11 protein-coding genes and 1 other RNA gene are annotated in these 21426 nt (G+C 37.1%); 6 read left to right on the forward strand and 6 right to left on the reverse strand.

The features are described 5' to 3' along the window. Window positions 1–31: 31 nt before the first annotated feature. The 3 genes from L1275_RS06730 to L1275_RS06740 all read right to left on the reverse strand — a co-directional run bounded on the left by L1275_RS06730 (window position 32) and on the right by L1275_RS06740 (window position 9807). Window positions 32–6667, reverse strand: coding sequence for a choice-of-anchor J domain-containing protein (locus tag L1275_RS06730; protein WP_253471105.1), 6636 nt, complete (start codon window positions 6665–6667; stop codon window positions 32–34). 437 nt (window positions 6668–7104) lie between these two features. After that, window positions 7105–7620 carry a DUF2892 domain-containing protein gene (locus L1275_RS06735; RefSeq protein ID WP_253471107.1) on the reverse strand — a complete coding sequence of 172 codons (516 nt, stop codon included), beginning with the start codon at window positions 7618–7620 and terminating at the stop codon, window positions 7105–7107. A 147-nt stretch (window positions 7621–7767) separates the two neighbouring features. Then, on the reverse strand, window positions 7768–9807 hold the full coding sequence (locus L1275_RS06740; RefSeq protein ID WP_253471109.1) for an LTA synthase family protein: 2040 nt from the start codon (window positions 9805–9807) through the stop codon (window positions 7768–7770). Window positions 9808–10314: 507 nt separating this feature from the next. On the opposite strand from L1275_RS06740, the gene rpmH reads away from it, so the two are divergent. Together rpmH and carB are read left to right on the forward strand one after the other, a co-directional pair. Continuing rightward, complete coding sequence (gene rpmH, locus L1275_RS06745; protein ID WP_007136275.1) at window positions 10315–10476, forward strand: 50S ribosomal protein L34; 162 nt, start codon at window positions 10315–10317, stop codon at window positions 10474–10476. 136 nt (window positions 10477–10612) lie between these two features. Continuing rightward, the gene (gene carB / locus L1275_RS06750) at window positions 10613–13465 is read left to right on the forward strand and encodes a carbamoyl-phosphate synthase large subunit (protein WP_253471111.1); all 2853 of its coding nucleotides are present in this window, start codon (window positions 10613–10615) and stop codon (window positions 13463–13465) included. 357 nt (window positions 13466–13822) lie between these two features. Here carB and L1275_RS06755 read toward each other — a convergent pair whose 3' ends face one another. From L1275_RS06755 to L1275_RS06765, 3 genes are read right to left on the reverse strand one after another with little or no spacing between them, the layout of a single operon-like run. After that, the gene (locus tag L1275_RS06755; protein WP_253471112.1) at window positions 13823–14548 is read right to left on the reverse strand and encodes a hypothetical protein; all 726 of its coding nucleotides are present in this window, start codon (window positions 14546–14548) and stop codon (window positions 13823–13825) included. Window positions 14549–14603: 55 nt separating this feature from the next. Beyond that, window positions 14604–17063 carry a carboxypeptidase-like regulatory domain-containing protein gene (locus L1275_RS06760; protein ID WP_253471114.1) on the reverse strand — a complete coding sequence of 820 codons (2460 nt, stop codon included), beginning with the start codon at window positions 17061–17063 and terminating at the stop codon, window positions 14604–14606. Window positions 17064–17074: 11 nt separating this feature from the next. Further along, window positions 17075–18760: a M23 family metallopeptidase gene (locus L1275_RS06765; RefSeq protein ID WP_253471116.1), complete on the reverse strand. Its 1686-nt coding sequence runs from the start codon at window positions 18758–18760 to the stop codon at window positions 17075–17077. Window positions 18761–18946: 186 nt separating this feature from the next. On the opposite strand from L1275_RS06765, the gene L1275_RS06770 reads away from it, so the two are divergent. The 4 genes from L1275_RS06770 to rny all read left to right on the forward strand — a co-directional run bounded on the left by L1275_RS06770 (window position 18947) and on the right by rny (window position 21322). Continuing rightward, window positions 18947–19237, forward strand: coding sequence for a hypothetical protein (locus L1275_RS06770; protein ID WP_253471323.1), 291 nt, complete (start codon window positions 18947–18949; stop codon window positions 19235–19237). A 12-nt stretch (window positions 19238–19249) separates the two neighbouring features. Next, window positions 19250–19543: a cell division protein ZapA gene (locus L1275_RS06775; RefSeq protein ID WP_253471117.1), complete on the forward strand. Its 294-nt coding sequence runs from the start codon at window positions 19250–19252 to the stop codon at window positions 19541–19543. A gap of 55 nt (window positions 19544–19598) precedes the next feature. Continuing rightward, a non-coding RNA gene (gene ssrS, locus L1275_RS06780) (6S RNA) lies at window positions 19599–19706 on the forward strand. 50 nt (window positions 19707–19756) lie between these two features. Continuing rightward, window positions 19757–21322 (forward strand): ribonuclease Y, encoded by a 1566-nt coding sequence (gene rny, locus L1275_RS06785; protein ID WP_253471119.1) that lies wholly within the window; start codon window positions 19757–19759, stop codon window positions 21320–21322. Window positions 21323–21426: the final 104 nt, after the last annotated feature.

Consider the following 21426-nt stretch of genomic DNA (forward strand, 5'->3'; position numbering starts at 1 on the left):
TTAATGCTTATTTATTTATTTATTTATTTATTTATTTATTTATTTGTATCCATCCCGTTCTAGACTTGCCATTTGCCATGATCACGTAATAATAAGTACCATCTGGTAAAGCTTTCCCTGCTTTGTCTTGCCCCACCCATTGGTCTTTATAGTCATCACCAGCTGTATATACTTCAATACCATAGCGATTGTATATCTTTAAACTTGATACGGTATGCTTGCTTAAATCCAGCTTGTCATTAATTCCATCACCATTTGGCGAAATCCCCTTTGGTATCGGACAATCTCTATAAGTAACTTTAAAGGAGCTTTCACTAGGACATACACCGTGTTGCGCTGCGGCATAGATGTAAATCGTTTGATCTCGGGATATAGCCGTCCCTGCGAATAATTCCACCCCTTTACCTCCAGCTTCAGTAAAATAATGATTGTGATTGGATAGCGGTTTTAAAACATAAACCTCACATTCCAACTCCTGATCCTCAAAGACATCTGCAACTACCGCTTCCAATACGGTAACCTTGTAAGAAACCTCCTCATAACAGCCTCCACCATTATTTTGCAATACAAAAATAGTGTAAGTACCCGGCTGATCTAAAGCCGAGCCAACTTGATAATTAACTCCTTGTCCTGCCGCTTTTTCATAGTAGTACTGATTGAGTTCCAGTTCTGGGAATTGATAAACACCACAAATTTCAATATTTTCAAATTTCTGAGCAGGTTCCGCCCCTTTTACAACTTTAAAAGTCCATTCAAAAATCTCCGTACAACCACTCAATTGATCTTTCACTAAAATATATAATTTTAGATCCACCCCCTTAGGCTCTATCTCGTACTCCTTTGGTTTATCAATTGCACCGATTCCTTGTTGTGCATCTTCCTTCGTCTTATAATAGGTAAAATCATAAGTCTTTTGCTCTACTTTAGACAACATCTGCTCTCTTACTAAGGTTAAATCTACCTTAACAGCATTCAGAGATTTTCTACAAACATCTAAAGGTAATGGCGCATCAATAATTTGTGAAATCGGCTGGTAATATTCTATTTTGATTGTACCACTAGATTCACAACTCAAATCTTGATATTTTAAAATCACTTTATAATCACCGGCAGCATTGACCTCTAAATCAGCCGCTGTTGCGCCTGAAATCAAAACACCATTTTTATACCATTGGATCTGTGCTTTCAATTCTCCTAAAGCGACAACTTTATCTAAGCCCGATTTAATAATATGTTTTTCACCGGCGCAAAGCGCGTTATTATCTTCAATCAGTCGATCACCACCTTCGATTTCAATCACGGGCAAATCAAATACAGAACGATCAACAAATACAGCCGTACCGTGACCATGATCTGCACATAAATCTAAAACTCCAACTTTAATATGATACTTTCTACCCGGTACCGTTTCAAAAGGAACAGTGGATAAAGGCACAGATAATCCTATATAGTTTACCGCTGCTTCCATCGGGTTATCGATATCATAGTAGTAATTCTTCCAAAAATAATCCGGGTTTTCACTTTGACACGACATCGCAAAGTTTCCTGCTTTTCTAATTGTTGACGTAGAAACCGGACTATTTGTACCGGGAACCAAAGCTACATTGGTTGTTTGACCCGTGGTTAAGTCGGTTACCAAAATAGCTGTTAAACCACCACCTTCACTACATTGATAAGAACAGTAAGAATTATAAATATCAGAAGCAAATAGATAATTAAATTGTAGCGTATCCGTTATTGGAATATAATCAAACTCCAAGATTGAAGTCTGTTTCATACTCGTCGTTCGATTACTTCCCATTTCTTTTAATATCTGATTCATCTGAACGTCTCCAACAGCACTTTTAACTTTTGTTCGGTCCTGCCCACTTAAATCTCTCGGTCCATGACTATTCTTAACATCATGAGTAGCCAATACAATTCCCTGTTCAAAAGGCATTAGTGAATTGTTCTTTTTAAATCCACCCATAGCATTGACCAGATTATCATCGCCAAATTGATGAGTGATATTCGAAATCAAATCGCAATTCGATTGGATTAGAAAATCTCGCGTCAATTGCTCAACACTCTGCCCAGTTCCACTTGGAATAACTTCAATACCCGATGCTGGTGTCGTAATACAAATACTAAAAGCCAAATCAGAATTTCTCTTCGGAATCCCCAAACGCATATAATATTTTTGACCAACAATCAAATCATTAACTACAGAATATGGATTAAATCCGTTTTGAAATGACGCACATAACGGTACTGTAGCTGCTGTAATTTGCTCACAACCCACTTCATACAAGGCCAGTTCTATAGGCCAGGTGATATGCGTATTATCGCTATAAATATCACTGATACTAATCATATGTGTTTTTGATTTTGCCGTAAATTCAAACCAAGCATCTGAGCCTTCTACCGTTACAAATGTCCAACAAGGAGGTATCGGCGCAGCAGATAGGGCCGCACCTAAAAAGGATGAGGACACGATTTGCGTACATTCCAATCCATCATTTACCGGTACGGTTATAGCACCAGCACATTCCTTATTAGCTTCCATACGCGTCGAAGTCCGAACCGGACCTACCCAAGTGCTTTCATTTTGCTTGGCACAAATTGCACGCACATATACCTCATAATACACTGCCGGTTTTAATCCGGTAATTGTGGTATTCGGGTTGCCACTTACCGGTTTTACTACAGCTGAGGCACTAGTTACTGCTTGTCCTTTTTCGACAACAACTACTTCCCAATCTGTAACCGCACCCGGTTGTGTCCACTGCACATCAAAACCATCAGTGGTTTGTTTGGATATCTTTATCGCTGTCGGTTCCAAACAATCCGATGCCTTTACAACAAAAACATTATCGAGTTGCAGACTAACCGACCCGGTTGCTACAACATGCCAAGCGATATTTACTTGGCCTTTTATTCCTTTGATATAAGCAACTTCCTGTATGTATTTGTCATTGGTATAAGTCTTTTTAGGCACTACAACTGTAGTGAATTTATTGGTTTCTACTCCGGTAGAAGACACTAACACCTCAAAGTCATTGCTATAAAACGAATCTCCCTTATAGTGGTATTTCAAGATGTATGTCCCGCCATCCATTTCTATGGTTGGTGAAATCAAATAATCGTCATGAGTAACTTTATTATCGCGATCATGCGCTACATAACGCACCTCTTGATCTCCTTCATAAGGACCATACTTATTGATTTGCCAAGTGACATTATCCTTGTTTTGATCTGTAAACGTCCAACAAGACAAGGACTCTGATTTATATTTCCAATAATCACTATTAAAGCCCTCCCAGAACGGTACTTGAAATATATTGCACAAGGTTCTGAATCGGTACGGGCCGAGCCAAAGGCTCTTTTTACCCACATCACAACTCGACCTAACATAAATCTCATATTCCGTATTCGGCTGTAAGCTTCCTCCTGCGTTAAGACTGCTAATCGTTACATCTTTAGTTTTAACAACAGTTCCTGCACCAGTTGGTATACTTCCCCAAGCTGGCTGTATAACATATTCCCAACCATTTGGCACATTAGCCCAAGTTGCCTTCACCTCATTGGTTTTAATATCCGAAAGAACCAATTCTTCTTTTGGAGGAATACAATCAACCTCTTCGACAGTAATATTATCTATAAATAAAATCGTCTCCCCTTTTGTTGTGGCATGCCAAGCAATATTTACACTGCCCGTAATATTTTCAATATAAATGGTTTTCCTAACATATTCTTGCTCTCTATGGACTTTCTTCGTCTGAAGCACCGTAGTAAAACTCTTTATATCGATTCCTTTAGTCGACAGCAAAATTTCGAATTCACTGTCTTTGATCTCTTTGGGAAATCCAACCAGAGCGCTGGTTGTTCCGGTTTTATAATAGTAAGTCAGTGCATATTTTTTACCCTCAAATTTCAAGGCTGGACTGATGTACCAATCGTCATGCTGGGTATCCGTTCCAAAAAAGGTAGCCACCTTATCTCCCTCATAGCGATCATAAATATACGATCCCCAAAAATTCATATTTCGCGGAGGTAAAAACCAAGTATGACCATCTTGGGCTACATCAATTTTTCTCCAGCAATCCACAGAAGGGGAATTCGAATTAAATCCTTCCCAAAAAGGCAATGTATATTCCTTACACTGTGTAAGGATCGTTAAAGGACCAATCCACTTACTGTACTTGCCTACCGCACAATTTGATCGGATATATAAGTGGTATTCGGTATTAGGCAGTAAATTATTACCCGCTGCATCTTTGGTAATTGTAGCTTTTGTAGTCGTAGCCAATTGTCCACTTCCCACCGGAGCACCACCATTTGAAACATAATATTCCCATCTGGTATTGACATCGTCTTTCCAAGATATATCCACCGCATTATCCTTTACATTGGATATCACTAAATCATCTGGAGGAATACAGTCCACCGCTTCAATGAGTATATTATCAATATTTAGAATCGAATTTAACTTCGTGTTCGAAGTCACGCGCCAAGCAATATTGACATCGCCCGTAACCCCTTGCACATAAACCGTTTTTTTGACGTATTTACCAAAAGTGAAATAGGTTTGACTTGGTTGTACTACATGAGTAAAATCATTGATATCGACACCGTCTTTTGAAAGTAAGATATCAAAAGTAGATTCACCCGTTAAGTCGCCACCTGTGGCGTAATAATATGAAATCGCGTAAACACCACCAGTAAAACGAAGTGCTGGCGAAATCAAGTAATCATCGTGCTTGATGCCGAAATTTCCTGAAAACGTAGCATTACCATCTCCTTCTTGAGGACTTTTACCTTTAAGATCCCATATATTCCCTCCATACATCGCCTCCTTATCGTTGTTAACATCAATAACCCTCCAGCAATGCAGAAGTTCCGAACTGGAATTAAAACCTTCCTTAAACGGTAAAGCAATAGGTTTACAGGCCGTTACAAAATCAAATGGTCCAATCCATTCGCTAAAAACCGCACCGTCTTTACAACGAGCACGTACATAAAACTCATAATCCGCGTTATCAACTAACGGAGCACCGGCCACATCGGTATTTAATACTAGATTTTTTGAAGTGGTTACCTTACCGGTAACCGGCATAGGAGTTCCCGCTTTTTGTAATACATATTCCCATTCAGAATTAAACTGATCCATCCACGATAAAGTAACCTCATCAGACTTAATCCTTGTCGCCTGAATATTTGTCGGGTCCACGCAATCCATTTTGACCAAAGACACTTTATCGATATTCAAGCTGGTAGATCCTACAGTAGTAGCGTGCCATGCAATATTAACTGGACCAGTAATGTTGTTGATATAAATTATTTCCTCCTTATAATTATTGTTTTGGTAAAGTACCGGAGCCAATAAAGTAGTGGTGAATTTACTAACTTCCGTTCCAGCGGTTGACAACAACACTTCGAACTTATTGTTGTTCGCATTATCTGCTTTATAATAATAACGCAATGCATAAACCCCTCCATCCAAATCAAAAGTAGGTGATATCAGATAATCATCATGTTGTAAAACTTCCGTATCATCATAGGCATAAAAAAACATCGATTGATCTCCTTCATAACTATCATTAGGACTGATATTCCAAAAATTAAGACCCAAATCTTGAAAGGGCGCTATAAATCCATCGTTATTATTATCGATTACTGTCCAACAATTTAGCGTCGGAGATCCCGTATTGAATCCTTCCGTAAAAGGCAAAGGCAGAGCATCACAGATCGTCGAAAAAACAAAAGGTCCTGACCATATACTCGCCGTTTTATCCGCACAGACCGTGCGTACATAAAATTCATACGCTGTATTTGAGGCTAAATTATTTGCTGTATTGTCTTTGGTTATTACATTATCTTTGGTCGAAGTTGCAACACCTTTAACCTGAGGAACGCCTTTGCCTTGCTGTTGCACAACATATTCCCATCCTGTAGCACCAAGATCATCTTTCCAACTGATTTTGGCTTGATTCACTCCTATTTCTTTAACACTTAACGAAAGAGGCTCCGGACAGTTTACAACTTCATCAATAACGACAAAATCCAAATTCATAATTGTCAAACCGGCAGCATTTATACGCCAAGCTATATTCACATCCCCACCAACCCCAGATATAAAGAGCGTTTCTGCAATCCACAGTCCCTCATTTGCACTTCTTTTGGTTTGAAGTACTTTAGTGAAATCAGTTAATTTAGTACCTTTAGTTGACAATAAAACATCATAGTCAGCCGGATACATTGCATTGGTTTGCACATAATATTTTAATCTATAAACCTTAGTCGCATCGAATTTAATGGTAGGAGAAATGAGCCAATCATCATTATCCGGCCCACCCATAAAAGAATAGGTCTGATCGCCTTCATACATACCATATCCGGCAGTTTGCCAAACATTCATAAACCCCATATCATCTCCATTATTGTCCACAGTTGTCCAACAATTAAGAGAGGTCGAGCTCGAATTAAAACCTTCTGTAAAAGGAACGGAATATATTCCACAAGCCGCTACAGCCTTAAACTTAAAATAGGGTTGTAAATACAATTCTGGCGAATAAGCTTTCGCCTTCCATCCAGAATTTGATTTTACACTTTCTTTTTGTGCAGATGCAAATGTTGCCTGATTAAAAACAAACAACATTACAAACAAAACCAAAGCTACTTTCTTCATACCTCACGAATTATTTTAGTTACCGCCCAAATTTACATTTTTAAGCACAAAACAAACCATATAGATATAACTATTTTGCAAAAAAATTAAGTAAAAAAAGAATTTTATTCAATAAAAAATAGATTATAAAGAATATAAACCAATATTATAGCAATTGATTTTTAAAAAAAACACACAATCAAAAGTTAAAAAGCCAAAAAATAACCACTGATAAATCATATAATATCACTTTTTAATAAATTCTTGATATCTTTTTCCCCGTAGCGGTTTTCTTCTCATAAAATTACGTTCAAAAACAAGCAAAACACAGAAGGTCTAAATCACAAAGCGTGCAACCCCGAAATAAAAAACAAAAAAAAACAGCAGTAAGCTCTTGCTTACTGCTGTTTATCTATACTATTTTCGTACTGAATTTTTATGGTAAATGGTTAAAGAAACTAAATTTTCTTCAACTGATCTTTCATCATTTTGATTTGATCTTTCAACATGTTTTGTTTGTCTAATTTCTTTGCTTCGTTCAGCAATTTTGTCGCCTCAACCTTTCTTCTTCTAGTCATGGCAATACCGGCCAATTGAAGCTTGGTCATTGCGATATCCTGATCCATGTTTAACCCCAATTCCAAAGCGCGTTTTAAGAATTTTTCCGCTGCGTTTAAATTGGTTTGAGAAATCATGATTCCCTGCAAATAATTATAATAACCGTTTTGCTTTCTTATCAAGGCCGTATCGGGATTTTTAATATAACTCAACCATTTCTGAGCCCCTTCAAAATCTTGTTTACGCAACTTTAAAAAAGCCAATAAAATGAACTCGTTTTTAAAGTACAACAAGATAAAAATTAAACTGATAAAAATTAAGAAAATACCGTTTCCAATATTGCTCTCTGTAAATTGCCAAATAGCTACTGCAAAGATCAAACCTGCAATAATTAACTTGATATTTCTATGAAACATAATTATAAAATTATTTTAAGAATACAAAGGTAACAAAAATCTATGGACGAAGGAAATACAAAAAAATTAGATTTTTATTTTATATCCAATTCTTCAAGCCCTAAATGTATTCGTCCTATACCCCAAGGCAACAACGCTTTAACCGACTTATTTTTTCTTCTGCCGTTCTATATCCTGATAAATCTTGGCTGTTTGAAGCATTTTATAGGATTTGAATTTCTTATTCATATACAAAGCATGTTCGCTAGCCGCATCAGCCACTTTTAACTTCTGCCGCTTAGCATCTGTCCATTGATAATAATACATTTTATCATTATCATAAGAAATTGCTCCTACGGAATCGGCCATATAGTTATATTCATTCACCGCAAAGCGATATCCTTTTTTAGGAGAAAACAAATTATCTCCAGAATACACATATTTTTGATTAGACAAACTCAAATTAAAAAGGGTCGGAAAGATATCTTTGTGAGCTGCCAGGATATTTTTATCATAAACTGCTGGCTTATAAGCCTCAGGTATATACATTAAAATCGGCACACTTCGCTTTAAAAAAGACGTTTCTTCGTTATATTCAAAAACCTGCCTGATGTTATGATCTCCTGTAGCTACAATAATCGTATTTTTTCCCAATGGAGAATTGCGCACATCTCGAATCAATTTAGCCAATTGAGAGGCAGCATATTGGTGAGCTGCAAAGTTATCAGATGCCAATTGTTCATCAATACGAATCGCGTTTTTCAAGGAATCACTAAGGTGAATCGGATAGCTCTTATGATGTTTTGGAATTTCATAAGGGGTGTGATTACTAATGGTCAATGCAAAAATAAATTTTGGTTTTTTAGTATTTTCCTTTAGTTTATCTTCGATATAATCAAATAAATATTCGTCATGAGCACCCCATGCAAACTCTTCCGCATCCGGATATCGTTTTAAGATATGGGCTTTTCCTTGTACGATATCAAAATACTGATTCAGCAAAAAATTGTCCACATTTCGCCAAGACGTATTGGCACCAGACAAAAAATAGGTTTGATACCCCTGCTCCTTAAAAGGCTTTGCCACCGCGCCTGAATAATTCACATCAAAATATTCGGACTGTGAAATAATATTCTTAGGTGTATTGATTGTTAAATTCTCCAAAGAATAGATTGTACCATTAAAAGACGATAGCGCATGATTAAATTGATACAAATAAGGCAATTCCTTTTCTAAATCACCCAGCAAGTTCAATTCTTTAGAGTGCAATTGAAAATAATGATAACTCATACTTTCCATCAATACAAACACCACATTAGGAGGATTCTTTTCTAAAAAGTCATTCTGCGCTGTTTTAGAAATAAACTCATTATCAAAACTGTCAATCGCTTGAGGGCGGTAATCAATATAAGCTTCCTCTAAACTATTAAACTGATTCGCTACTAATTCCTCCTTTAAATCGGCCGCAAAACTATTGGTATTTAATTCAGATTTAGCAAATTTCAACGCATAAATCCCGTTATAACTCAAAGCATTAATAAAGGCAACCGTAGAAACGTTGGTATGATCCCTTCTTAAGGTAAAAAGGCCAACACTTCCACGTAACCCTATAAAAAACAAAGGCAATATTAATAGGTACAACCAAGAAACCTTCGATACTTTACTATTTGAAAAACGTTGTAAGCTGTTATTGACAATTTTACTAGACACTAAAAGGAAAAGTCCAAGGGTTACGATATAAATCAGCAGTATACTAAAAATCGGATAATCCTTCCAAACCGAATCCAACACCGCTGTAGTATCGTCTTTAAAAATACCGAAAAACAGCACATTGATATGAGATTGAAAAAACTGGTAAAAGAAATAATCAATCAACAACAAAGATAAAAAAACCAATAGCGGTATAAGCAAATAGTATTTACAGAACGATGCAAAAAAACGCAAATAGCCCAAGCTTCGTTGTTGCGGTATAAACAATCCTATCAAAGCTGTCAACAAAACAGGTAGGAAACCATAACAAATAACAGAAATATCAAACCTCCCTCCCATTATAAATGCTACAATCACGTCTAAGTAATTAGCCGATAATTCTTCCGAGTTCCCATAAGACCAAACAAATAGCAATCTACTAACAAAAAACAGCACTAAAAAAAACATAAAGTTTTTAGCTAAAATTTGTATTAAATTCTTAAACAGCTTGATATTCATGTGTACCATATTTTTTTATTTACCAAAAACAGCCCTCAACATGAGATTATACTAATGATAACGATTTTAACAATTTGCAAAACTACTAATTACCTTTAAATAGAATCATTATATAATCACTTATTTTACATAATTCAAATATTTAGTGAAAAACAATTATTCAAGAAGTTGGTCTAAAAAGTACTAATCCTTATCTGTTTCGGCATAGAATTACTATAATTACGTATAATCACGGGTAGCTTTACAGTATTCAACATTTAAAAAAAATCTTTTTTAAACAGCAAAAAGCCGAGCCCTTAAAAGCTATATCGTTAGGACTTAAGCGCTTTAAAAGTTATTTCGTTCGTGGTATGTGTCGTTAATGACGGTATGATCAAAATAAAATCAAATATTTATGCAAAAGGATTTGTAAGAGACAAAAGACTTTGTATATTTGCACTCGGTTTTGAGGTGACTGACTTTCAAAGCTGAAATTTTGTAAAATTCTAAGATTTAAAAATAAAAGCAATGAGTAAGAGAACGTTTCAACCATCGAAAAGAAAAAGAAGAAACAAACATGGTTTCATGGACAGAATGGCTAGTGCTAACGGAAGAAAAGTGTTAGCTCGTAGAAGAGCCAAAGGAAGACACAAATTGACTGTTTCTTGCGAACCAAGACATAAAAAATAATGTTTTTCTAAAACATACCTAAAGGTGTTACTATTTATTCGTAACGCCTTTTTTTATACATTTTTTTGCCCTACATTGATCTTATACTAGTTTAAAGGGTATTTTTACAACAACCAACGCAACACACATCATTGAAATGCCTAAAGATACAACTATCAAAACCGTTTTAATAATTGGTTCCGGACCAATTGTTATTGGTCAAGCTTGTGAGTTTGACTATTCTGGATCTCAATCTGCTCGCTCTTTAAGAGAAGAGGGAATCAAAGTTATTTTGATCAATTCGAATCCAGCTACGATTATGACCGACCCCTCCATGGCGGACCATATTTACCTAAAACCTTTAACTACAAAATCATTAATCGAGATCTTGAAAGAGCATCCGGAGATTGACGCTGTACTTCCAACAATGGGAGGTCAAACCGCGTTAAACCTATGCTTAGAGGCCGACGAAAAAGGAATTTGGAAAGATTTTGACGTGCGTTTAATCGGTGTTGACATCAATGCGATAAACATCACTGAAGATCGCGAGCAATTCAAACAATTGCTTCAAAGAATCGACGTTCCTACAGCTCCTGCCAAAACCGCTACTTCCTTTTTAGAAGGAAAAGAAATCGCTCAGGAATTTGGTTTTCCCTTAGTAATACGCCCGTCGTTTACCTTAGGAGGAACCGGTGCTGCTTTCGTTCATAAAGCAGAAGATTTTGACGACTTACTTACTCGTGGATTGGAAGCATCTCCAATACATGAAGTACTGATCGACAAAGCCTTGTTAGGATGGAAAGAGTACGAATTGGAATTGTTACGCGATAAAAACGACAACGTCGTTATTATCTGTACTATTGAAAATATGGATCCTATGGGAATCCACACTGGAGATAGTATAACCGTAGCTCCTGCCATGACTTTATCTGATAGAACTTTTCAAAGAATGCGTGATTTATCGATCAAGATGATGCGCAGTATCGGAAATTTCGCCGGAGGATGTAATGTGCAATTTGCCGTATCACCAGACGAAAAAGAAGATATTGTTGCCATCGAGATCAACCCTCGCGTTTCTCGTTCATCAGCCTTAGCTTCTAAAGCCACTGGATATCCAATTGCGAAAGTTGCAACTAAATTAGCACTGGGATATTCTCTTGACGAATTACAAAACCAAATCACCAAATCCACTTCCGCTTTATTTGAGCCAACTTTGGATTATGTGATTGTAAAAATACCTCGTTGGAATTTTGATAAGTTCGAGGGCGCAGACCGTACCTTAGGCCTTCAAATGAAATCCGTAGGAGAAGTTATGGGAATCGGACGTTCATTCCAAGAAGCCCTTCACAAAGCTACACAATCCTTAGAAATCAAAAGAAACGGATTGGGCGCAGACGGAAAAGGCTATACCAACTACGATCAAATCATCGACAAATTAACTCACGCTAGCTGGGATCGCGTATTCGTCATCTACGATGCCATCCAACACGGTATACCGTTGAGCAGAATCCACGAAATCACGAAAATTGATATGTGGTTCTTAAAACAATACGAAGAGTTATACCTATTGGAGAAAGAGGTTTCTAAATACACTATAGAAACACTTCCAAAAGAATTGCTCTTAGAAGCCAAACAAAAAGGTTTTGCCGATCGTCAGATTGCACATATGCTCAACACCTTAGAGAGTAAAGTACACACTTTGAGAGATGAGATGAAAGTAAACCGTATCTTCAAATTAGTAGACACTTGTGCAGCTGAATTCCCTGCAAAAACACCTTATTACTACTCCACTTTTGAAGCGGAAATCGAAAAACCAGACGGTACCAGATATGTTTCTAATGAAAGTATTGTATCAGACAAAAAGAAAATCATCGTTCTGGGATCGGGTCCAAATAGAATTGGCCAAGGAATCGAGTTTGACTACTCTTGTGTTCACGGTGTTTTAGCTGCAGAAGAATGTGGTTACGAAACCATCATGATCAATTGTAATCCAGAAACGGTTTCTACCGATTTTGACACATCAAATAAATTGTACTTCGAACCGGTTTTCTGGGAACATATCTATGATATCATCCGCCATGAAAAACCAGAAGGAGTTATCGTTCAACTCGGAGGTCAAACCGCTTTAAAACTAGCAGAAAAGTTAGAACGCAACGGTATCAAAATTATCGGAACCAGCTTTGACGCATTAGATTTAGCGGAAGATCGCGGGAGATTCTCTGCCCTACTTGAAGAATTGAAGATTCCTTTTCCTCAATTTGGTATCGCTCAGACTGCCGACCAAGCTTTAGAACTTGCTGATAGCTTAGACTTTCCATTGTTGGTTCGTCCATCTTATGTATTGGGCGGTCAAGGAATGAAAATTGTCATCAACAAAAAAGAATTAGAAGAACACGTAATTGACCTACTCAACTCCATCCCTGGAAACAAGTTGTTGTTAGATCATTATTTGGATGGAGCAATAGAAGCGGAAGCAGATGCTATCTGTGACGGTGAAAATGTATACATCATCGGTATCATGGAGCACATCGAGCCATGTGGTGTTCACTCTGGTGACAGCCATGCCATGTTACCTCCTTTTAACCTTGGAGAATTTGTTTTACAACAAATCAAAGACCATACTCATAAAATTGCTATCGCATTAAAAACAGTAGGTCTTATCAACATACAGTTTGCTATTAAAGACGATATCGTTTACATAATCGAAGCCAATCCAAGAGCCTCTAGAACAGTGCCGTTTATCGCAAAAGCTTATGGCGAACCGTACGTGAATTACGCGACCAAAGTCATGCTTGGCGATAAAAAAGTCACGGACTTCGACTTTAACCCGCAATTAAAAGGATACGCTATCAAAAGTCCTGTATTCTCTTTTGACAAATTCAGAAATGTCAATAAAGCATTAGGTCCTGAGATGAAATCGACTGGTGAAAGCATCTTGTTTATTGACGACTTAAAAGACGATCAATTCTACGAAATCTACTCCAGACGTAAAATGTACTTAAGTAGATAATACCATACCACTTAAAAAAGGTTGCATCGAGGGATGCAACCTTTTTTGCTTTATACCTGCCCGAGATTGTAATCCAACACATTGACACCTCATAGAAACACCTAATACCTCTTAAAACAAACCAGATACAAACTAGGTACAAACTAGATACAAACTAGATACAAACTAGATACAAACTAGATACAAACTAGATACAAACTAGATACAAACTAGGTACAAACTAGGTACAAACTAGGTACAAACTAGGTACAAACTAGGTACAAACTAAGCCAACACTAAAGAGTTTGAGTTAAATATTCTAAAGCATAAAAAAGGGCCATTCTCTTGAAGGCCCCTTTATATATTTCGTTTCAATTATCAATTTTTCATCGGATTATAGCTTTCTATTTTCCATTGATTCTTACTCAAATCTACATAGAAGTAATCGATGGCATCATTCTTATCAAAAGCCCCATTTTTATTGATGTCTTCTATGGTTCTAAAATACAATCTATTTTGAGTTTCAATCACACTCCAATCCAAAAGTTCGTGCAAGTCCTCTGATAGCTTAGTGAATTTCGTCCCATCATTCATACTGATATACAAAGACTTAATATCATTGGAGTCGATTTTCCCGTCTTGATTCGTATCGAGATCTGCAATACTGTATACCAAAATTTTCTTTTTCGTTTTATCGGCTATGGTATTCAAATACGTAACCGTTTGGATCTGCATAACCTGATCGGTTAAAGGTCGCAAAGCGGTAGAGTCTATATGTTGAAACATCAGATTCTGAAAATAGCCCGTCAATTCGAAGCGGTTATAATTCGAAATCGTATAAGAAACTTGATTAACCTTAGTCGAGCCGTATTTTGAAGAAACATCATAAACACGCACATCTCCTATGGGATGAATCAAATAATTGGTCCCCTCCATCAAAATCGGTAAATCAGCTATTTTAATCTGAGTACTATCTATTTTTTGAGGTTCGCGTACGGAAATCTTTTTCGCTTCATAAATCACTTTGGGTTGCTCTTCTTCATTTTTACATGAATACAAACTCATCAATACCAAGATCACCACAGCACCTTTTAATTTTTTCATCATTTACTTTTTATCCTATCAAATATAAAAATAATTACGCTAGCTTTCAAAAAAATTATAAGCGCATATTTACTTTTAAATTAAAAGTCCTAGTCGTCATATAATTTGGTATACCATACTGCACTTTAGTATACACATCGCGTACCCAAGTATTGGTTATGGCATTCTGATTATCAAAGAGATTATATATTTCAACACCTATGGCTAACTCATCAAAAGGTGACAACCACTTTTTATGCAATCCTATTTTCGCATCTTTAAACACATAAGAAAAACCCGCATCGGCTCTGCGATAATCCTTTAATCGCAGCTGATATTGATACGGATCAGCATAAGAAGGCGACCCTCCCGGCAATCCTGTGTTGTAAACCAAATTCAAATACATTTTTAAATTGGGAATCTGAGGCATATAATCCTGAAACAACAATCCGAATTTTAAACGTTGATCGGTAGGTCTTGCAATATAACCTTGTTCTCTATAATTCTCTTCCGTTTTGAGATACCCCACACTTAACCACGATTCGGTTCCCGGTAAAATCTCACCGTTCAAACGCACATCTGCTCCAAAAACATAGGCCTTTGCATCATTATCGGCATGATAACGAATTCGCACATTCTCTAAGGTATAGGTATTGACATCCGTTAGGTTTTTATAATACACCTCCGTTGTCAATTTAAAAGGGCGCTGACCCAACTTAAAGCTATAGTCATTACCCAATACCAAATGTATGGATTGTTGCGCTTTTAAATTTAGATTTACCGTCCCATCCATAGCCCTCATCTCTCTATATGATGGCGGTTGCGCATACCAACCACCCGAAACACGGAACACCATATCCGCTGTCCAGTTTGGCTTAATGGCAATTTGCGCACGCGGACTAACAATCATCTTTGCATCCGACTTTTGATCGTCGGAACCAGCCTGCCACCAATGTCCACGCACACCAGCATTTAACCAAAGTTCGTTTTGACCAATTTCAGTTCTATAATTCCATTGTACATATCCCGACAAACGATCTATGACTACATCATTTCTAGAGCGCACATTTTGGAAGGGCAATAATGGCCCATAATAGGGTTGGTAAGGCTGATCATTACGCAAATCAACTAGAGGCGACGGCAAGGAAAAACCCGCAGAATCAACCACTTCCCATTCAGACAGTCTGTCTTTAACATCCTCTCGGCTAAACTTTAATCCCCATTCAAATTGTTGTTGATCTTTATCGTGAAACCCCTTGACTTCAGCATTAAAAATAACGGCATCATAATCATTTCTAGCGTGATTTAGCTGCGAACCCACACCTCTACTATAACTGACTCCTCCAAAATTTTCAGACCCCAAATTAGTATCTACCTCCCCCAAACGGTATGAAGCTAATATGTCAAAATGCTCTTTCTCTCGGGTTTGATAACCCGAAGCAATAAACTTCAACTTCGTGTAATCATTCCATTGATACACCCCTTTTAACGCACCAAACAAAGTTAAATACTCATCTTTTTCCTGCCCTTGATAATACACCAATAAAGCCGTAGGATTATCGATAGTACCAAAATTTGTTTGTCGAGTTAAGGGTTTATAGTGATATTTGTTCTGAGATATATTTCCCAAAAAACTCCATTGCCATTTGGTCGAAGCATTAAAATTAATCAAGGTTTGAAAATCCACAAAAGCTGGATTGAAATTGGTTTCCGTCTCCTGACTGTTAACCAACAACTTATTATCGCGATAACGAACACCTGAAATGGCACTCCATTTTTGATTTTTAGAAACCCAATCAACCGTAGCTGCAACACCTAAAAAACTAGCTTCTACAGCCGCTTTAAAAGAGGTTGGAGTACGATAGGTTATATCCAACACAGATGCCAACTTATCTCCGTATTTCGCTTGAAATCCCCCAGCTGAAAAATTAACTTTCTCAACCATATCGGTATTGGTAAAACTCAAACCCTCTTGCTGTCCAGAACGAATCAAAAACGGTTTGTATATCTCAATTTCATTGACATAGACCAGATTTTCATCATAATTTCCTCCACGAACCGCATATTGCGTACTTAGTTCATTATTAGAATACACTCCCGGCAAGGTTTTTAAGATATTTTCTATACCCGCATTGGCGCCGGGAATCCGCCGCAACAATACAGGCGAAATCACAGTTGCACCAACAACGCGATCATCAGTTTTATCAATTACAATTTCACTCAGAGTTTGAGAATCGCTATTCAATACCAAATTCAATTCAAAATCCTCCTTGTTTTTCAAACGAACCATCACCCTAGCTGTTTTGAATCCGATATGAGTGTAATTTACTTGATAATCCTGTTCTGATTCGATATGCAGCACATAAAAACCATTGTCGTTGGTCGTTGTCTGAAAAGCTCCAGCAACAACGGTCACTCCCACTACAGGTAGTTGCTTTTCATTCAAAACAACTCCTTTTACCCTTGCTTGTTGCGCGTAAAAATGAACGCTAAAAAACAGCCCTATTACGATAGAAAACGCTTTGAATTTTTTCAAGTTGATCTGGTTTATTTTATAAAAAAGTGGCTTTCAAATACAGTGCTATTTCCGATTCGATCCGTTGCTATAATCTTAATCTCGTTTCGTCCAACCACAGCGACATCATCACTAATATCATGTACTATTAGATTGGTTTTATAGTCATAATCCAATAAAATCCAGCACCCATTGATATATCCCTCTATCGTATTAAGACCGGACAAATCATCGGTCACCACAAAGCTCAAGCGCTTGGTTTTATCCAATTCCGCTCCAGCAACAAAGTTCGGTTTAGCAATCAACGGAGCGATATTATCCTCAAAAATTTGATATTCGCCAAAATCGCGTGTTCTAATGGAAAACGTCTTGTTTTTTTTCTGTGTACTAAAATATTCTTTTTTCCCATTACTAACTCTACCGATAAAAGCTTTTTCGAGATTAACCCCCTCTAACTGACTAACGTCAAATTTGATGGTAATATTTTTATGCAAGGCTACGGTTTCATCATGCAGATACAAAACGCGGTCTTTTACTTCCATCTTGAGATAAAAATCGTCGTAAAAAACTCCGGAAGGAAACTCCACAACCACTTGGTCTTTCTCAAAAATATACTCGCGATCCGTTTGAATAAACCTCGGTGTTATTTCTTTCTCCGCACGGATTACCAAAGCCTCCTCCGCATAGTCGATCGGAACATGAACAACGGTTTTATTGCCGTTAAAGTCACAAATTTCAATCATATAATTAAAATTCATCAACGTGTCTACGTCGATTTGGCCGTTGTTTTTATAGGAGTTGATCAAAGACAAACCGTAAGGTTTTTTATAAAACAATTTTTGAAAACGCTGCTTCGTCTTTACAAAATGCTCATAGTCAATCAAAGCATTCACATACCTCGATTCATCAAAGGCAAAAGTATCGAACTGAAAACTATAAAAAGGCGTACCATTCAAATATGTTTTTATGTAATAGATTCCGTTTTTAGCATAATTATTATCAGAAACATCGTGGGTATTGACCGAAAAGCCAATCTTTCCCTTGGCACGGACGCGATCAGCGATGTAAGTTCCATCTTTTTGTTTTGTCAGTGGCACCTCTATGGGTTTTTCAGATTGATTGACCACCGCAGCATCACCTAATGGATAAGCCAACAAACCGTTTAAAACAGGAGCTTTCGTATCTTTTACTTTTATTTGAGTTCCGAAATGCAACGGATTAATAATCTTTTCGGTTTTAGTGTCTCGAAATTCAAAATGCAAATGTGGGCCACCCGACCCACCTGTATTACCGGTAAAAGCAATGAGGTCCCCTTTTTTCACCAGCAACTCACCTGCTTTCGGAAAAAGTTCTATTTCAAATTTATTTGATTTGTATTGTTGATTTTTAACAAATGCACCGATTTTGTCATTATAGGCGTTCAAATGTCCATAGACTGTAGTATAACCACCGGCGTGATTGATATACAAAGCTTTACCGTAACCAAAGGTCGAAACCTTGATACGCGAAACAGTACCATCGGCTGGCGCATAAACGGGTAATCCAATTCGCTGCTCTGTGCGTATATCCAGACCCGCGTGAAAGTGATTGCCCCTCAATTCTCCGAAAGTACCCGAGGGAATTAGATCGATTTTCAAAGGACTAAGAAACTGATCTTTAGGAAAACTCTGTGCAAAAATACAACTGGTTGAAAGTAAAAATAAGAATAGTGATTTCATCTTGGCAATTTGTGCTAATTTATAAAAATAACTAATGAGTTATAAGCGGATTATTTAAAAATAAATTAAACTTAAAGATCTACAATATATTTAACAATAAAGAATTTTCGATTTTTTATCATATTTTTTTTTTATTTAGAAATAGTAATATTAACTTTGTAAAATCATGTAATGAACAATAGTATAATGAGTGAGCTTAACGAAATCATAGATTCTCTGGAAAGTAAGTTTACAAAACTTGTACAAAAGCTTGAAGCTTTGGAAGTTGAGAATGCAACATTATTGCAAGAACTGAATAAGTCTAGAGCGGAAATTCATAATTTGAGAGATACGCATAGCGGTTTGGAAACCCGATACGATTCACTCAAGTTAGCCAATTCATTACTGGGCAACGAAGAAAACAAAAGAGATACGAAACTCAAGATAAATTCATTAATACGAGAAATAGACAATTGTATAGCACAACTCTCTGAATAATAAAGAGTTATTATGGATCAGAAATTAAAGATTAAAGTTTCGATTGCCGATCGAATATACCCCCTTACTGTAGATTATTCACAAGAGGAAGGGCTAAGAACGGCTTCAAAAAAAATTGAGACGATGATCCATCAGTTTGAAGAAAACTATGCTGTTCGCGACAAACAAGATGTTCTAGCGATGTGTGCCTTGCAATTTGCGGCACAGACCGAGCAGAAGAAAATTGATATTTCAGACAACTATACACAAGCTATTGATCGCTTACAAGAAATGAATTCAAAATTGGATAAGATTCTTTCAAAATAAACACGTTCTTTAACATAAAACTAAGATACTGCCCACATTAGTACCTGTTTGATAAACTCAACGCTAACAAATTCAAATGAGTGAATCGTTGCTTCTAAAGCATGCTGCCTTGCGCAGATCCTTGAACAGCAAGATAGCTCAAAACTTGTCATATTACGAGTTTATACAACCACCCCTAATGTGGGCTTTTTTTATATAATTACACAAACAAATATGGATACAATAATATTAATTATCGGGGGATTAATACTTGGAACAGGAATAGGCTTTGCCGTTGCAAAGTACTTGGAAAAAAACAACGCATCTTCCATTTTAAAGAATGCGAAAAACGAAGCTAAAACGCTTTTAAAAGATGCCAGAGCCGATGGGGAGACGTTAAAGAAGGAGAAGATGCTCCAAGCAAAAGAGAAATTCATAGAGCTTAAAGCAGAACACGAGCAAGTGATTCTATCGAGAGATAAAAAAATTGCAGAAGCAGAAAAAAGAACTAGAGACAAAGAATCTCAAATTTCAAGCGAATTGGCTAAGGCCAAAAAATCGAATGAAGAAGGAGAAAAAAAGATAAAGGATTACGAGACCAAACTAGAGCTTGTTGAGAAGAAACAAGAAGAAGTTGAAAAGTTACATAAAAGTCAAGTAGAACAACTAGAAATCATTTCGGGACTTTCTGCTGATGAGGCCAAAAACCAAATCATTGACAGTTTAAAAACAGAGGCCAAAGCCAATGCGATGTCTTTTATTCAAGACACTATTGAAGAAGCCAAAATGACCGCTCAACAAGAAGCCAAAAAAATCATCATCAACACCATTCAACGTGTAGGTACTGAAGAGGCCGTTGAGAACTGTGTTTCGGTATTCAACATCGAATCCGATGACGTCAAAGGTCGTATTATCGGTAGAGAAGGAAGAAATATCCGTGCTATTGAAGCTGCAACTGGAGTAGAAATCATTGTCGATGACACACCAGAAGCGATTATTCTTTCTTGTTTCGATCCGGTTCGAAGAGAAATTGCTCGTTTGTCCTTACACCGTTTGGTAACAGATGGCCGTATTCACCCAGCGCGTATTGAAGAAGTGGTTGCTAAAACCGCTAAACAAATCGATGAGGAAATCATCGAAATTGGAAAACGCACGGTAATCGATTTGGGAATTCACGGATTACACCCAGAATTGATCAAGATTATCGGACGTATGAAATACAGATCATCTTACGGGCAAAACCTACTACAACACTCTAGAGAAGTAGCTAAACTTTGTGGTTTAATGGCTGCAGAATTGGGACTAAACGTAAAACTAGCTAAAAGAGCCGGTCTTTTACACGATATTGGAAAGGTTCCAGAAACGGAAAGCGAACTTCCTCACGCGATTTTAGGAATGCAGTGGGCGGAGAAATTCGGAGAAAAAGAAGAAGTGTGCAACGCGATTGGAGCTCACCACGATGAAATTGAAATGACTTCCCTGATCTCTCCAATCATCCAAGTTTGTGATGCTATTTCAGGAGCAAGACCAGGAGCAAGACGCCAAGTATTGGATTCGTATATTCAGAGATTAAAAGATCTTGAAGGAATTGCTCAAGAATTCAATGGTGTTAAAAATGCTTATGCCATCCAAGCTGGACGTGAACTAAGAGTTATTGTTGAAAGTGAAAAAGTTTCTGATGAAATGGCTTCAACACTTTCATTCGACATCTCACAAAAAATACAGACAGAAATGACCTATCCGGGTCAAGTTAAAATAACAGTAATTCGAGAAACTCGAGCTGTAAATATCGCTAAATAAAAAAAAGCCTCATTTTCATGAGGCTTTTTTTTTCGAAAGTCGTAAGTCGATGTTCGAGAATCGATTTACGAATCACGATTTACGAATCACGATTTACGAATCAC

Source organism: Flavobacterium sp. HSC-61S13 (assembly GCF_024171535.1).
In the GTDB taxonomy this organism is placed as follows: Bacteria; Bacteroidota; Bacteroidia; order Flavobacteriales; family Flavobacteriaceae; genus Flavobacterium.

What these genes read in the sequence shown, in the direction of transcription:
- rpmH (WP_007136275.1), top strand. Translation starts at nt 10,315, where the DNA reads ATGAGTAAGAGAACGTTTCAACCATCGAAAAGAAAAAGAAGAAACAAA.
- carB (WP_253471111.1), top strand. Translation starts at nt 10,613, where the DNA reads ATGCCTAAAGATACAACTATCAAAACCGTTTTAATAATTGGTTCCGGA.
- rny (WP_253471119.1), top strand. Translation starts at nt 19,757, where the DNA reads ATGGATACAATAATATTAATTATCGGGGGATTAATACTTGGAACAGGA.
- L1275_RS06740 (WP_253471109.1), bottom strand. Translation starts at nt 9,807, where the DNA reads ATGAATATCAAGCTGTTTAAGAATTTAATACAAATTTTAGCTAAAAAC.
- L1275_RS06755 (WP_253471112.1), bottom strand. Translation starts at nt 14,548, where the DNA reads ATGAAAAAATTAAAAGGTGCTGTGGTGATCTTGGTATTGATGAGTTTG.
- L1275_RS06765 (WP_253471116.1), bottom strand. Translation starts at nt 18,760, where the DNA reads ATGAAATCACTATTCTTATTTTTACTTTCAACCAGTTGTATTTTTGCA.
- L1275_RS06770 (WP_253471323.1), top strand. Translation starts at nt 18,947, where the DNA reads ATGAGTGAGCTTAACGAAATCATAGATTCTCTGGAAAGTAAGTTTACA.
- L1275_RS06775 (WP_253471117.1), top strand. Translation starts at nt 19,250, where the DNA reads ATGGATCAGAAATTAAAGATTAAAGTTTCGATTGCCGATCGAATATAC.
- L1275_RS06735 (WP_253471107.1), bottom strand. Translation starts at nt 7,620, where the DNA reads ATGTTTCATAGAAATATCAAGTTAATTATTGCAGGTTTGATCTTTGCA.
- L1275_RS06730 (WP_253471105.1), bottom strand. Translation starts at nt 6,667, where the DNA reads ATGAAGAAAGTAGCTTTGGTTTTGTTTGTAATGTTGTTTGTTTTTAAT.